Genomic DNA, 13605 nt, shown 5'->3' with positions numbered 1-13605 from the left:
CCGATGGGCATGGACCACCCACCGCTGGGACAGACGCCCGAAGCGCCGACCATGATCGCACGCCTATCCGCGCGACCTCTTACCAGAACGGAGTCTCCGTGACCTGGCCGGATGACTCATAGCCACCGCACTGTTTCCGAGCTGTTTCCGTTTTCGACGTTGAGACTTCTACCACGACGGCGCCGGCTCTGATAGAAACCGGTAGGTGTTGATCGAAGTTGGGAGGACTTGGTGTCAGTTGAGATACCTGCCGCTCGCCTGGAACGTCTCCGTGAGCTGGTGAGCAGCAACGGCGTGGTGTCGCTGCGGGAGGCGCAACGGGCGCTGGGTGTTTCCGTGATGACGGTGCGTCGGGATTTCACCGCGTTGGAGGAGAAGGGGCTGGTGCGGCGGACCCGCGGGGGGGTCATCGCCGTGGGTCGGGTGGTAGCGGACAAGCCTTATACCGAGCGAAGTGAACGGGAGCTGGAGGCGAAGGCGGCCATCGGCCGGCGTGCCGCGGCGCTGGTGGACGAGGGCGACACGATCTTCCTCAGCGGGGGCACCACGTGCCTGGAGTTGGCGCGCGCGCTGAGTACGCGCCAGAACCTCACCGTGATCACCACTTCGGTGCCGGCACTGACGGTGCTGATGGCGAACTCGGGTTTGACCGTGATCGCCACCGGTGGGCGCGCCGACAACCTGAACCGCGACCTCAGCGGTCCCGTCGCCGAATCGACGTTGACCCGGTTCCGGACGCGCAAGGCCTTCATCGGGGCGTCGGGGATCACCGCCGACGGAGTGTTCAACTCCAACCTGGGCCGCGGCACGGCCGACCGGCTCATGGTGGCGGGTTCGGCCGAGACGTTCGTCCTGGCAGATCACACCAAGGTGGGGACAGCGGCGCTTGCGCTGGTCGCCCCGCTGTCCGAGGTGGGAGGCATGGTGACCGATCGCCTGCCGGACCAGGCTTACCAGTCCTGGTTGGCCGAGAGCGGGGTGGCCATCGTGGTCGCCTCGGATGACGCGCCGTCCGATGCCGGCCCAGTGGGCCGCGCGGATTCGGTCGGCTCTGCAATGCGTGAGAAAGGACAAAGTCTGTGACCGTGCAAGACCGCTCCCTCGCACACGAGGATCTCCAGTCGACCTCTCTTCGGTTGTGTGAGGTGGCCGGAGCGGCCGCGCGGAGCGTGGGCGATCTGTTGCGGCGGGAGTTTCCCGCCCGCGACGCAGTGGACACGAAGGCCGATTTCCACGACCTGGTCACCCCCCATGATCAGCACGCCGACGACCTGATTCGCCGTCAGCTCGCTGACGCCGTACCCGAGAGCCGGGTGGTGGGGGAAGAGGGGGGTGTCAGCGGCGCCGGGGAGATCACCTGGTACGTCGACCCGATCGACGGCACGAGCAACTTCGCCGGCGGAGTCCCCTTCTTCTGCGTGTCGATCGGAGCCGCGTTGCATGACCGGCTGATCGCGGGTGTGGTGTACGACCCGTTGCGGGAGGAACTGTTCACCGCCCACCTGGGCGGTGCTGCGGTCAACGGCGTCCCGATGAGCTCCCGTGGTGTCCCGACCGACCGGACCGCGGTGCTGGCCACCGACTTTCCGACCCACCGCGAGTCGGGGCTGGCCGCGAACGGCTTGCCGGATGCGGAGTTGTTCGCCGAGATGGTCCGCTCCTTTAGGACGGTGCGGCGGCTGGGTTCCGGTGCGCTCACCCTCGCGTACGTCGCAGCCGGCCGACTGGACGCGACCGTCGGTCTCAACGCCAAGCCGTGGGACGTTGCCGCGGGTGCGATGCTGGTCGAGGCCGCAGGAGGTGTTTACCGCCCGGTACGCCGTGATGCGGGTAGTGCGCCGGGGCCATGGGCGGCATCCAGCTACGTGGCGTGCGTCGCCGACTTCGACCTCTCGGGCTCGTGCCTGGCCCAACTGGTCGGGGGCAGCGATGACTGAACTCATCCACCGCCCCGCTCGCCTGGCCATGTGGCGTACGCCGCCGAGCCCGCTGCTCGTCGCGCACCGCGGAGCTGAACACTGTGCCCCGGAGAACACCATGGCGGCCTTCCAGGCCGCGGTCGACTCGGGCGCGGATGTCGTGGAACTGGACGTCCAGCTCAGCGCGGACGCCGTGGCGGTGGTCGTGCACGACGAACGGGTGGACCGCACCACCAGCGGCAGCGGGCCGGTCCGCGCGCACTCCTGGCACCGACTTCAGGAGCTGGACGCAGGGTCGTGGTTCGCCCCCCGGTTCCGGGGAGAGCGGATCCCCCGCCTGGCCGACGTCCTGTCCTGGGCCGCCGACCACGGCACTCGGCTGCTGGTGGAGGTGAAGACCAGCCCGGTCTTCGACCCCGGCGCCGTACCCGCCCTCGTCGACGTCTTCGGTGACCGGGAACGCGACGACGTCATCCTCTACTCGAGCGACCACCTGCTCGTCGCCGAACTGGCACAGTGCCTGCCGGGCATCCCCCGCGGCGTCGTGGTCAATGAACGAACCCCCTGCCTGCCGGAGATCCTGGAGGCGACCCGAGCGGACCTGCTGAGCCAGTCGACGTGGTGCCTGACCCCGGACACGGTCCGGTACTGCCACGACACCGGCCGGCTGGTCAGCGCCGAAGCCCGCTACCCCGCCGATGTACCCCTCCTGGTCGACTGGGGAGTCGACATGATCGTCACAGCTCGGACCGAATTGCCTCAGCTCGTCGAGGCAGTCGCCCGGAACTCCGGGGGTGACCTCCCGTGCTGACTCCTCTCGCTTTTCCCCTCGCCTCGGGCAGCCCGCTGATCTCGGCTCACCGCGGCGCGCTGAACCAGGCCCCGGAGAACACATTCGCCGCCTTCGACACGGCAGTGTCTGCGGGGGCCGACATGATCGAGCTCGATCTTCATCCCACGCGCGACGGCCGGCTCGTCGTGATCCACGACGTCACCACCACCCGCACGACGGGCCGAGCGCACCGGGTCCAGGACCTGACGAACGATCAGATATCCGCTCTGGAGGCCGGCAGCTGGTTCGGTTCCGACTTCGCGGGTGAGCGGATCCCCACGCTGGAAGAAGTCCTGCGCTGGGCCAAGGACCGCGTCTACCTCAACCTCGACATCCGGCACTATCCCGCGCTGGACTTCTACCGGGCCGAGGCGATCGGCGACGCCCTGCTGGAGGCGATCGACCAAGCCGGCGTGAGCGGGCAGGTCGTGCTCCAGTGCCCGGACCACCAATTCGCCCGCTTCCTCCACCGGCGCTCTCCCGACGTCGCCGTCGGAATCACCCAGCACGGGCGGCCCGTGGACACGGTAGCCATTGCGCAGGCCGCCGGGGCCGTGCTGGTCAGCGGAGACACGACGTTCGCCACCGCGGACATGGTCACACAGCTGCGCCAGGCCGGCATCGGCTTCATGACGAGCGCCGAACTCCGGCTGCCCGGCGTTCCCGAGGAAGAGCCGATGCTGCGGGCGACCGCAGCCAGGCTGCGGGACCTGGCAGTCGACATCGTGGTCACCGACGACGTTGCCGCCACCCGCCGGCACCTGCGGCCCGGCCCCGTCCCACCCGCCGCGCGCACCGACCACGCCCCCGTAGCCGACCACGCCCCCGTAGTCGACCGCGGGCCCGCAGCGGCAGCAAGGCAGGAGACGCGGTGACCATCTCGCTCGACAAGGAACTGGCCTCCGGCCGCCGCGGACCGGACCGTCTCGCTCCACCAGGCGCCAAGGCCCGGCGACTGCCGTCCCGCCTGCGCGGGGTGGACTGGGTGGCTTATGCCTATGTCCTGCCCTCCGGCGTGCTGCTGGGCGTCTTCGGCCTGTGGCCCGTGGCGTTCGGCTTCTGGATCAGCCTCTGGCAGTGGGGGATCGTGCCGGAACGTTTCGTCGGCCTGGGCAACTATGCCCACATCTTCGGCAGTGACCTCGTCGACCACGACGCCTCCGGCCATCTCCAAGCAGGCCCGGTCGGTCAGGCCCTGCTGAACACGATCTACTACACCGTGGCCACGGTGGGCGCCTCCGTCGCGCTCGCCTTCGTGATCGCCTACCTGCTCTTTCGCGTGCGGGCGCTGCGCAATCTGCTGCGCACTCTGTTCTTCCTGCCCTACGCCACCACAATCACAGCCAGCGGGCTGGTCTTCGTGTGGATCTTCGATCCGCAGCTGGGTGTGGCCAACGCCGTACTGCGCGCTCTGGGGCTGCCCGCGCAGACCTGGCTGCTGGACCCGACCCCGATCGGCAGGAAACTGCTCGCGCCGATCGGCCTCTCGCCAGGCCTTCCGGACGCGCTCCTGGGGCCCAGCGTGGCACTGTGCGTGGTGATCGTTTTCAGCGTCTGGAACACGCTCGGCTTCAGCGTGATGATCTACCTGTCCGGGCTGTCCGCCCTCCCGCGCGAACTGATGGACGCGGCCGACATCGACGGGGCCGCCGGGTGGCGCAAGGTCCGGCACGTGGTCCTGCCGCTCGTGTCGCCCACCACGCTGTTCCTCCTCGTCTACACCACGGCGATGTCGTTCAAGGCGTTCACCCCGATCTACGCGCTCACCCAGGGGGGCTTCGGGGGCGGCAACGGGGTGCAACGGGCCGGCGGACCGCTGGGCACCACCAACGTACTGACCATCGAGATCTTCAACGACTTCTACCAGGAGCAGAACAAGGTCGGCTACGCCAGCGCCGTGTCCTTCCTGCTGCTGGCCGTCCTGATGCTGCTCACCCTCCTCCAGTTCCGCCTGCTGGGCCGAAGGACGCACTATGCCTGATCCGCAGCGATTCCGGCACCGCCTGCGGGCCACGCTCCCACTGGTCGTGCTCGTACCGGGCGCCGCAGTGATGATCTTCCCGTTCGTCTGGATGCTGCTGTCCTCACTGAAGTCGGGCGCCGAGGTGTCCCACCTCCCGCCCACCCTGTGGCCGCACAAGTTCCAGTTCTCCAACTACGCCACGACGTGGCGCACCCCGCCACAGACATTCGGCCGCTACTACCTCAACTCGTTCATCCTCGCCGCAGGCGGCACCCTGCTGAAGGCCGTCATCGCCACCCTGGCCGCCTACGCGTTCGCGCACATGCGGTTCCCCGGCCGCAGGCTGCTGTTCGCCGCGTTCCTGGCGACGATGATGATCCCTGGCGAGGTGACGCTGATCCCCAACTTCGTCACCATCCGGCACCTGCCGTTCATCGGTGGCAACGACGGGAGCGGCTACGGCGGGCACGGCCTGTACGACACGTATCTCGGCATGATCCTGCCCTCTGCTGCAGACGCATTCAGCATCTTCCTGCTCCGCCAGGCATTCCTGAGCATCCCGGCCGACTACTGGGAAGCCGCCCGGTTGGACGGCTGCGGGCGCCTGCGCTACCTGTGGTCCGTCGCCCTGCCCATGGTGCGCCCGGCACTCGCGGTAGTGGTGGTGCTCTCCACCTTCGAGTACTGGAACTCCCTGCTCTGGCCGCTGGTGGTCACCAACAGCGAGGCCATCCGGCCGGTCCAGGTCGGAATCCTCTACTTGCAAGGAGAGTTCAACAGCCAGCCCAACCTGATCATGGCAGCAGCCGCCCTGAGCATCCTGCCGATGCTGGCCCTCTACCTCCTCGCCCAACGTCAGTTCCGCGAATCCGTGGCCTACTCCGGCCTGCGCGGCTGAACCCCCACCTCATACCACCCTCGCCCTACATCACCTCGCCCTACCACCATCACCCACCACCTGAAGGACCTGTGATGAACACAACCTGGCGCACGGCCGGCCTGACGACCGGTGCGCTCCTCTGCGCTGTCGGCTTGACCGCCTGCGGTGCCACCGGACCGGCCACATCGTCGTCGCCCAAGCAGAGCGCCGTGCCGGCCGCCTTGAACAAGCCCGTGACGATCACCTACTGGGAACGCTACTGCGACGAAGGCATCACCGACGCGGTGAAGCGGTTCAACGAGGAGAACCGCAACAAGATCACAGTCAAGCACGTGTGCGCCGGCAGCGACGAGACCGCCCTCGCCGCCAAGATCCAGTCCGCCGCGGCCGGCGGCGGCCTACCGGACATCGCGACCGCCTCCGAGCAGTACGCCGCCCAGTACAACCAGGCCCACCTCCTGCAGCCCTTGGACCCCTACCTCGCATCCCACTGGGGCGTGTCCGCCAAGGAGAAAAGCGACTTCTTCCCCGGCGCGATCGACCGTACCAAGCTGAAGGTCTACGGCAACCAGACGATGTCCTGGCCCTTCGCCAGCACGGCCAACGCTCTTTACGTCAACATGGACCTGCTGCACAAGGCCGGAATCAAGCAGCCCCCCACCACCTGGCAGGAGTTCCAAAGCGACGCCCAAACCATCAAGCGGGCCACCGGCAAGCCCGGTTGGGTGACCGCACCCGGCGACGGCGCTGACCTCCTCGACGCCATATGGTCCTCAGGCACCCCCTGGGTCGATGCCGCCGGAACCAAGGCGCAGCTGGACGCCCCCACCACGGTCGGTGTGCTGCGCTCCTGGCAGAGCATGTTCCACAACGGCAGCGCGGTGGTCTCCGGCAATTACAAGTCCTCCTTCACCAGCGGCCAGGCCGGTATGGTCTTCGCCAGCACCGGATACGCCACCACCTGGTCCAGTGACATGAAGAACGCCGACTGGCAGATCGCCATGTTCCCGCACGCTCAAGGCCAGCCGCCGCTGACCGAGTTGTTCGGCTCCGCGCACGTGGTCTTCCACAGCACGCCGCAACGACAGCTGGCCGCCTGGCTCTTCGCCAAGTACATGGCCTCAGCGCAGAACCAGGCATTGATGTGCCCCGGCCAGGGGTGCATTCCCGCCACCCAGTCGAGTATCGCCAATCCGGCAATCAACGACGCCATCAAGTCCGCACCCCAATACGGCACGGCGATCAACGACATCGCCCCGCACGCACACCTGCTGCCGCAAAGTACCGCGCTCGCCAGCGTCCGGGGCGAAATCGCCGCAGACGTGTTCACCAAGGTGACTTCCGGAAAGCTCACCCCGCAGCAAGGAGCCAAGGAACTGCAGAACAAGGCGCAGCAGGCAATCGACTCCGCACAGTGACCGCTGTCCTCTCCGTTGACCCTGCGCGAGAGATCAACTCCGCCCGCGTGATGCTGGTCCGAGCAGGTTGGAACCCGGACGGTGCTGAGGGCGTAAGACCGCCTGGGCCGCGGGCCCGGGCGGCAGCCTGAGCCGTAGATCCCCACATCGGCCCTGGAGGGTGGAGAATCCCCTCCCTTCAGGGAGGGGAGCCTTCAACCGTCCCCGTTGCTGTCCGGCGGAGCCGCGAGGCTGTTGCGTCATCGAGCTGCCCGTACCCGCAAAGCTGTGACGGACCAGTCGATCACCGGGACGAGGCGTTCCGGTACCGGCCAGTCGTTGATCAGCGCGAGCAGCTGGAAGTACCGGTCCCTGCGCGGATCGCTCGCGGCTTCCAGACGGTGCAGCAGCCACCGGTGCAGCCCGGCATCATCGCGGCGGCCGCGGGCGCGTGCGCACTGAGCGGTGAGCGCCGCGACGACAGGATCGGCCCGAGGCGAATCCGGGCTGATGCCGCACGCCACGGCTAGCCCCACAAGATCACGGGTGACGGCGACGATGTCCGGACGCGGTGGCATGGGGGCGCCGTCGGGCAGGCCGGCCACATGGTCTTCGGCCAGGCGCCGCACACTGGTGCGGAAGTCCGGGTCCAGGGACAGTTCGGCCAGCTCCACCCATGCCCTGATCTGCTCGTCTGTGGGACTGTCGGGGAGCTCGGGTGTCATGGAGCGCCGAGTTGCGGCGTGGCGGGAGCCGCTGTGGAGGCCTTCGAAGACGGTGTCGAGGAAGTCGTCGATCAGGCGGCGGCGTTCGGCCGCGGACAGTGTGGCCAGCTGGTGCATGAGTTCCATCTCCTCGAAGGTGGGCTCGCGTTTGGCGGCGGCTGTCAGCACCGCCCGCCGCAGACGCAGGACGCTGATCTGCACATCCAGTGCGGCGGCGTGCTCCGCGGCGACGTCGCTGAGTGTGAGTTCCTGGTCCACGACCCGCCGGATCATGTCGAGACCGAGTCCCAGTTCCCGCAGCGTCCGCACGAGGGCAAGGCGAGCGACAGCATCCGGGGCGTAGAGCCGGTAACCGGCATGGGTGCGGTCGGCAGGCACCACGATGCCGCGATCGGAGTAGAACCGGATCGTCTTGACCGTCAGCCCGGTGCGCCGGGCCAGTTCACCGATCGAGTACAGCGTGCCGCCGTCCATGAACTCACCCTCCGGTCTCCCCCTGCAGGAGACTCAAGTCTGCGCCCCACGTCTCCGCGCGCTGTCGGCAATGGTGGCGGCCTGTTCTGCTCGTCGGCGTGCCGGTCGCGGCATGGGCGCCGGACACGGCGGCGCGGGCGAGGACCGAAGCAGTGCAGGCCGACGGGGCGTCCAGCTGCCCGGAGTGCAGAACATCCTGGACGGTCGGGGAGCCGGCCTGGTTTCGACAACGGGAACCGACCCCGCCTGACAGTGGGGTTCGGCCCCACTTGGTGATCTTTCGGGCATGTTCTGGCAATGGATTTTGGCTCCGCCCAGACCGCGCGGCATGCTGATCCGACACGCCGGGCCCGGTGCGCGGGCATGGCAACCGGGCTGGGGGAACACGTTGATCGTCTGGTTGAACGGTGCGTTCGGCAGCGGGAAGAGCACGCTGGTGGACGAGTTGCGTCCACGCTGGCCCGAGGCGCTGGTCTATGACCCGGAGATGGTCGGCTATGTGCTGCGGGAGATCGTGGAGGTGCCGACCGGTGACTTCCAGGACCTTCGGCTGTGGCGGCGGCAGGTCGCCGACCTGGCGGTGGGCCTGGTCGAGGAGTACGGTCGCCCGGTCCTGGTCCCCATGACCGTGGTGAATGCCGGGTATGTCGGTGAGATTTTCGGTGTGTTGAAGGATGCGGGCATCGACGTTCACCACTTCTTCCTCAAGGTCTCCCGAGAGGTCCTGGAGGAGCGGATCGACAGCCGGAGCTTCACGCCGGATGATCCCGAGCAGGACGAGCGGGTCCGGCGCTGGTGCAAGGGCAGGATCGAACCGTGCATGGCCGCGGCCGACGCTCTGCCCGGCGACACGGTGTTCCTGGATGGCGAGCTGACCCCGCAGGAGCTGGCCGACCAGGTGCTGGCCCGGGTCCAAGCCGATGGGACATTAGGCGCGTGATCGCGGTGGTGGCCCGTGGCCGGCCGCCGTTCTGCTGCGTTTCGGCGTGCACGAGGCGGTAGGAGCCGGTGCCGGTCTCGATGGTGTCGTCAAGCCGAAGGTGAGCCGGTCCACGATGACCGCGCAGAGGCGAGGACCGTATGAAGATCTTCGTCCAGCGATGCGTGCCGTGTGCCGTGCGCACCGCCTCCCACCAGGCGTCGTGCACGGGGTGAGCCGGCCGGCGGCGCGGACGTGGTCCAGCGTGGTCGCCCTGGGCAGGGTGCCGGGCTTGCGCAGCAGGGCCTTCGGGTAGTGGTCGAGTCCGAGGCGGACACCGTCGGCCGACCAAGGGGCTGATCAGCTCAGTTGCCCACAGATGACACGTGGCCGCAGCTATACGGGAACCGGGCCTTCGAGTCCGGCGAGGAGGGCGCGGAGGCCGCGTTCGAGGGTCTGTTCGGGTGCGGCGGCGTAGTCGGTGGCGGAGGGCTTGGCCAGACGTGCACGAAGACGGGGGAATTCCTGGGCGACTTCTGCTGCCTTGGCCATGGTGGCCTCGATGAGCGCCTGCGGGTCGTGGCCGCCCCGGTTCAGGCGCCGGTTGAGGGAGACCATGGCCGCTGTGCCGAGCGCGTTGCCGAGCACGTAGGTGAAGACGGCCGCGGCGACCTGGTCGGCGTCGGCGGGGGTGAACCCGGCCTGCTCGTACAGGGCGAGGCAGTGGTCGTCGTACCGTGCCTTGCCCGGACCGTAGAAGAGGTAGGAGCCGAAGGCCTGCACCAGCCATGGATGGCGCCCGAACATGGCGTGCAGGTCGACGGCGAGCGACACGGCCGCGGAGCGCCAGTCGCTCGCGTCCGGTTTCGGGAGCTCGATCTCGTGCCAGACCAGGTCTCCGGCCAGCTGGACGAGATCGTCCTTGTTCTTGACGTGCCAGTAGACCGCGGTGGCCGCGCTGTCCAGGCGCTTGCCGAGGCTGCGCATGTTCAGGCCTTCGAGGCCTTCCTCGTCGAGCAGCTCGACGGCGGTGCGGACGATCTGATCGCGGGTGAGGGTGTTGCGTGGCATGGGCCCACGATAGAGCGGCACCAGCCTCTTGTACAAAGTTCAGAAACTCCTCTTGCGCATAGTTCAAGTCCCCTGCCAACGTGCTCTTGCGCTTAGTTCAAGAAGTTGGGCGTCGAGACCGGCGCACCGTCCCGAGGGGGAACCAGCCTTGAAGGCTCCCCTCCCTGAAGGGGGGATTCGTCACCCCCGGGGCGGGATCCGAAGGGGCCCGACCGCTTCAAGCGGTGGGGCCCGCCCGGTCTCCTAGGCGTACTGGCCGGGCGTGTAGTCGCCGGCCGGATTCCGGACTATGACGTTGAAGCGGTTGAAGGCGTTGATGACCGCGATCAGGGCGATCAGCGCGGCCAACTCCTCGTCGTCGAAGTGCTTCCGGGCGGCCTCCCAGGTCGTGTCGTCCACACCACGGGTATCGGCGAGCCGCGTGCCCTGCTCGGTGAGGGCGAGCGCGGCACGCTCGGCCTCGGTGAAGACCGTAGCCTCCCGCCACACCGCGACCAGATTGAGTCGCTGCTGCGTTTCACCTGAGGCCAGGGCGTCTTTGGTGTGCATGTCGGTGCAGGCTGCGCAGCTGTTGATCTGGCTTGCGCGGATCTTCACCAGCTCCTGGACGGTCTTCGCCAGGGGCGCCTCGTACAGCGACAGCGCGGCGGCGCCGAACTTGCGGAAGAACTGTCGGCCGAACTCGGCGTCGGTGAAGTTGAAACGGGCTTCCATCTGTTTCCTTTCCTTACTCGGCCTCACGGGTGGTATGGAGGCCGTGGAACTTATGGGGGTTGCGGACCGCGTCGATCGTGGTCACGCGCCCTTCGCGGATCCCAAGCGCGACCACGGCGCTGACTCGGCCGTCATCGACCATCAGAAGCGCCGGACCACCGTTCACGCTGATGGCGCGGAACTCGCGGTCAGGCGCGAAGCGGGCGCCGCGCGCGAAGAACCGGGCGATCTCATCTGCTCCACGGAGCGGTTCGAGTACGGCACGCACCACTCCGCCACCGTCAGTGGTCAACAGCGCCTCTGGATCCAGCAGTCGCACCAGTTTGTCGATGTCTCCCGTGTGAGCGGCTTCCGCGAACGCATCGACGACCTCCCGGTGGGCCTCCGGGTCGACGTTGAAGCGCGGCTTGCGCTGCTCGACACGGACCCGGGCGCGGCTGGCAAGCTTGCGGCACGCGGCTGGACCGCGACCCAGGGCTGTGCCGACCTCGATGAAGGACAGTCCGAAGACGTCGTGGAGAACGAACGCGGCACGTTCGGCCGGTGAGAGGCTCTCCAGCACCACCAGCATCGCCCAGGACAAGGAGTCGGCAAGGCTGACGGCGTCGGCCGGGTCCGGCGCGGTCTCGACCGGTTCGGGCAGCCACGGCCCGACGTATGCCTCACGGCGCACGCGGGCCGAACGCAGCACGTCGCAGCCAATACGGGAAGTAGTAGTGACCAACCAACCGGTGAGGTCATCGATCGTGGTGAGGTCCGAACGCTGGAGACGGATCCAGGCTTCCTGCACGACGTCCTCGGCCTCGGCGAGGGTCCCGAGGAGGCCGTAGGCGACGCCGATCAGGCGGGGCCGCAGTTCCTCGAAGATCCTCGCCGCCTCGGCGGTGGCGCTCGGTTCGTTCATGCGGGGAGGACGAGTCATGCCTCCGAAGTGTGACAGCGATGCCCGAATTGTGATATTCGTCTCGTGGTCGACGCGTCGACAGGGCGCCGCAGGCAGGGCCGCGCCGGCCCCTTCCGTCAGCCGGCCACGCCTGTTGGCCGGTGCCGGCCACCACACCGTCGTACCGCTCGGCCCCGTCCAGCACCGCCCGGCTGGACGGGGCCGATGCGTTCCAGGGCTTGACTGCTCCCTCCCCTCGGGCTGAGCTGGTGCCGTATCAGGCATGGTTCGCCCCGGTGATGGGGCTCGTGGCGGGGAGTTGGCCCCGGCTGGTGGGCGCTTCGCCGGTGAGGTCAGCCGGGTGCCCCTTCGTTCCGCTCGCTCTTGAACTCCCGGGCGGAAGTGAGTTCCTTGATGAAGGAGTGGAAGTCCGGCGCGAGGGCCAGTTCCGAGTTGTCGTCCGCATCGAACCAGGCAACGGACGGTTCCCCGTGCCGGCCGCAGGTCCGGTAGTCGAGCCCGATCCAGTAGTGCCCGTTACCCGAGACCAGCACCACCGCCGTGGGCAGGCCCCATTCTTCGACCAGGTAGGGGCTGTCGAGCATGGACAACGTCCGCTCGCGGTGACCGATACCCATCACGCTGTCGAACGGGACGTGGTCGGCGCTCCATGAGGTCGGCAGGCTTGTGGGGAAGGCATTCCGGCTGTCGCTGACCTGGCCACCGTTCTGATTGCGGAGCAGGTCCAACAGCGAGTCGGGGAGTGTGACGTTCAACAGCCGCTCGGCCTCCACGACTGCCCGGTCGGTCAGGGGCGGCTGCACTCCGTAGTCGCTGCTGGTGTCCCAGAAGGGGAGCTGAAGATCCTCAAAGCGTGCCATGACCGGCATCGTAGGAGCCGGGCTCGACAGTCCGCCGTCCTGAAGGCCGGGGCATCCTCGGAGGAATCCGGTGAGCACCCGGCGAGGCGGCGAGAGTTGGCCTCACACCTTGGCCAGGCAGCTCCATGGGCGGACCGGGCACTGCACGCTCGACTGACCCCGTGCGGCCTTGGCTGCCCCGGGCGGGACGGGCCGGCGGCGGCCAGGCCCTCGGAGGCGACCGCTGCCATCGGGGGCGGGTCCGGCCCCGGCTGGTGCTGATCGGGGAAGACCAGACGGGGCGCCGCCTGGCCTGGCAGCGTGAGCTGGAAATCCCCACTCAGCCCGAAGGCGAGAATCCCCTCCCTTCAGCCTCAGGGAGGGGAGCAGTCAACGTGGTCCGCTCCCGCCGCGGGGAAGCTTCCACACTCAATCCGGCGTGACGGTTATCGCCCTTCCTGATTCGCGCCGGTCCCGTAGGACGCGGATACCATCACTATTTTTGGTTTCTGCCTATATTTGCGCCTATGTGGGACCTTGGTGGGAGCAGTGCGCGGTGGTGGGGCCGAGTCCGTCGGGATCCGGTGCTGGTCTCGCCGCTGCTCCTGACACTGCTTCTTGGCGTCCTCGGGGTGTTGACGCCGCCCGAAGTGGCCATCGCTCGGCTGCTTCCGGCCGCTCCCGCACTCGCGGCAGCGCTGTGGCGGGTTGTGCCCACACTGGTCCTCGGGCTGACCTGCCTGCTGGGGGTCGCGGTCTACGCTGTCACGGCGTCGGAGCATTCCCTCTTGTTCACCGCAGGAGCCATCGCCGCGGTCACCGCGGCCGCCGCGTACGCCAGCCATCTGCGCCTGCAGCGTGAGTACACACTCACCGAAGTTCGTACCGTGGCCGACGCCACGCAGAAGGTTCTGCTGCGGCCCATGCCGCGCCGTGTCGGGCCCTTGGAGATCGCCAGCCTCTATTTG

At 68.1% G+C, this 13605-nt stretch carries 13 protein-coding genes and 1 pseudogene; 9 read left to right on the top strand and 5 right to left on the bottom strand.

What is annotated here, in order from left to right; translation table 11 throughout:
* Positions 1–231: 231 nt before the first annotated feature.
* The 7 genes from VXC91_RS35795 (at position 232) to VXC91_RS35765 (ending at position 7012) form a co-directional block, all read left to right on the top strand.
* The gene (locus tag VXC91_RS35795; RefSeq protein ID WP_329511524.1) at positions 232–1083 is read left to right on the top strand and encodes a DeoR/GlpR family DNA-binding transcription regulator; all 852 of its coding nucleotides are present in this window, start codon (positions 232–234) and stop codon (positions 1081–1083) included.
* Entirely contained in the window at positions 1080–1937 is an 858-nt protein-coding gene (locus VXC91_RS35790) for an inositol monophosphatase family protein (protein WP_329511523.1), read from the top strand. The genes VXC91_RS35795 and VXC91_RS35790 overlap by 4 nt, the downstream gene beginning before the upstream one ends.
* Entirely contained in the window at positions 1930–2730 is an 801-nt protein-coding gene (locus VXC91_RS35785) for a glycerophosphodiester phosphodiesterase (protein WP_329511522.1), read from the top strand. The genes VXC91_RS35790 and VXC91_RS35785 overlap by 8 nt, the downstream gene beginning before the upstream one ends.
* Positions 2724–3626, top strand: a complete 903-nt coding sequence (locus tag VXC91_RS35780; RefSeq protein WP_329511521.1) for a glycerophosphodiester phosphodiesterase — start codon at positions 2724–2726, stop codon at positions 3624–3626. The genes VXC91_RS35785 and VXC91_RS35780 overlap by 7 nt, the downstream gene beginning before the upstream one ends.
* The gene (locus VXC91_RS35775) at positions 3623–4732 is read left to right on the top strand and encodes a carbohydrate ABC transporter permease (RefSeq protein ID WP_329511520.1); all 1110 of its coding nucleotides are present in this window, start codon (positions 3623–3625) and stop codon (positions 4730–4732) included. The genes VXC91_RS35780 and VXC91_RS35775 overlap by 4 nt, the downstream gene beginning before the upstream one ends.
* Complete coding sequence (locus VXC91_RS35770; RefSeq protein ID WP_329511519.1) at positions 4725–5612, top strand: carbohydrate ABC transporter permease; 888 nt, start codon at positions 4725–4727, stop codon at positions 5610–5612. The genes VXC91_RS35775 and VXC91_RS35770 overlap by 8 nt, the downstream gene beginning before the upstream one ends.
* Positions 5613–5686: 74 nt before the next feature.
* Positions 5687–7012, top strand: coding sequence for an extracellular solute-binding protein (locus VXC91_RS35765; protein WP_329511518.1), 1326 nt, complete (start codon positions 5687–5689; stop codon positions 7010–7012).
* Between the two features lie 239 nt (positions 7013–7251).
* On the opposite strand, the gene VXC91_RS35755 is transcribed toward VXC91_RS35765, so the two are convergent.
* Positions 7252–8190, bottom strand: coding sequence for a MerR family transcriptional regulator (locus VXC91_RS35755; RefSeq protein ID WP_329511517.1), 939 nt, complete (start codon positions 8188–8190; stop codon positions 7252–7254).
* Between the two features lie 388 nt (positions 8191–8578).
* On the opposite strand from VXC91_RS35755, the gene VXC91_RS35750 reads away from it, so the two are divergent.
* Positions 8579–9130 (top strand): AAA family ATPase, encoded by a 552-nt coding sequence (locus VXC91_RS35750; protein WP_329511525.1) that lies wholly within the window; start codon positions 8579–8581, stop codon positions 9128–9130.
* A 375-nt stretch (positions 9131–9505) separates the two neighbouring features.
* On the opposite strand, the gene VXC91_RS35745 is transcribed toward VXC91_RS35750, so the two are convergent.
* The 4 genes from VXC91_RS35745 to VXC91_RS35730 all read right to left on the bottom strand — a co-directional run bounded on the left by VXC91_RS35745 (position 9506) and on the right by VXC91_RS35730 (position 12658).
* Positions 9506–10180, bottom strand: a complete 675-nt coding sequence (locus VXC91_RS35745; RefSeq protein ID WP_329511516.1) for a TetR/AcrR family transcriptional regulator — start codon at positions 10178–10180, stop codon at positions 9506–9508.
* 243 nt (positions 10181–10423) lie between these two features.
* Complete coding sequence (locus tag VXC91_RS35740) at positions 10424–10894, bottom strand: carboxymuconolactone decarboxylase family protein (RefSeq protein WP_329511515.1); 471 nt, start codon at positions 10892–10894, stop codon at positions 10424–10426.
* 13 nt (positions 10895–10907) lie between these two features.
* Positions 10908–11816, bottom strand: a complete 909-nt coding sequence (sigJ, locus tag VXC91_RS35735) for an RNA polymerase sigma factor SigJ (protein WP_329511514.1) — start codon at positions 11814–11816, stop codon at positions 10908–10910.
* 314 nt (positions 11817–12130) lie between these two features.
* The gene (locus tag VXC91_RS35730) at positions 12131–12658 is read right to left on the bottom strand and encodes an SMI1/KNR4 family protein (protein WP_329511513.1); all 528 of its coding nucleotides are present in this window, start codon (positions 12656–12658) and stop codon (positions 12131–12133) included.
* A 506-nt stretch (positions 12659–13164) separates the two neighbouring features.
* Between VXC91_RS35730 and VXC91_RS35725 the strand changes: the two are divergent.
* Positions 13165–13605: pseudogene (locus VXC91_RS35725) on the top strand (serine/threonine-protein phosphatase); the annotation flags it as partial.

The sequence above is a fragment of the Streptomyces chiangmaiensis genome, from assembly GCF_036281785.1.
Taxonomy (GTDB): domain Bacteria; phylum Actinomycetota; class Actinomycetes; order Streptomycetales; family Streptomycetaceae; genus Streptomyces; species Streptomyces chiangmaiensis.
The sequence above is the reverse complement of the archived record's forward strand: the minus strand, read 5'-3'. Positions and strand labels throughout refer to the sequence as shown.

Bases quoted from the DNA above. Each gene is read 5' to 3' on its own strand.
- VXC91_RS35785 (WP_329511522.1), top strand. From the start codon at position 1,930: ATGACTGAACTCATCCACCGCCCCGCTCGCCTGGCCATGTGGCGTACG.
- VXC91_RS35770 (WP_329511519.1), top strand. From the start codon at position 4,725: ATGCCTGATCCGCAGCGATTCCGGCACCGCCTGCGGGCCACGCTCCCA.
- VXC91_RS35765 (WP_329511518.1), top strand. From the start codon at position 5,687: ATGAACACAACCTGGCGCACGGCCGGCCTGACGACCGGTGCGCTCCTC.
- VXC91_RS35755 (WP_329511517.1), bottom strand. From the start codon at position 8,190: ATGGACGGCGGCACGCTGTACTCGATCGGTGAACTGGCCCGGCGCACC.
- VXC91_RS35745 (WP_329511516.1), bottom strand. From the start codon at position 10,180: ATGCCACGCAACACCCTCACCCGCGATCAGATCGTCCGCACCGCCGTC.
- VXC91_RS35740 (WP_329511515.1), bottom strand. From the start codon at position 10,894: ATGGAAGCCCGTTTCAACTTCACCGACGCCGAGTTCGGCCGACAGTTC.
- sigJ (WP_329511514.1), bottom strand. From the start codon at position 11,816: ATGACTCGTCCTCCCCGCATGAACGAACCGAGCGCCACCGCCGAGGCG.
- VXC91_RS35730 (WP_329511513.1), bottom strand. From the start codon at position 12,658: ATGGCACGCTTTGAGGATCTTCAGCTCCCCTTCTGGGACACCAGCAGC.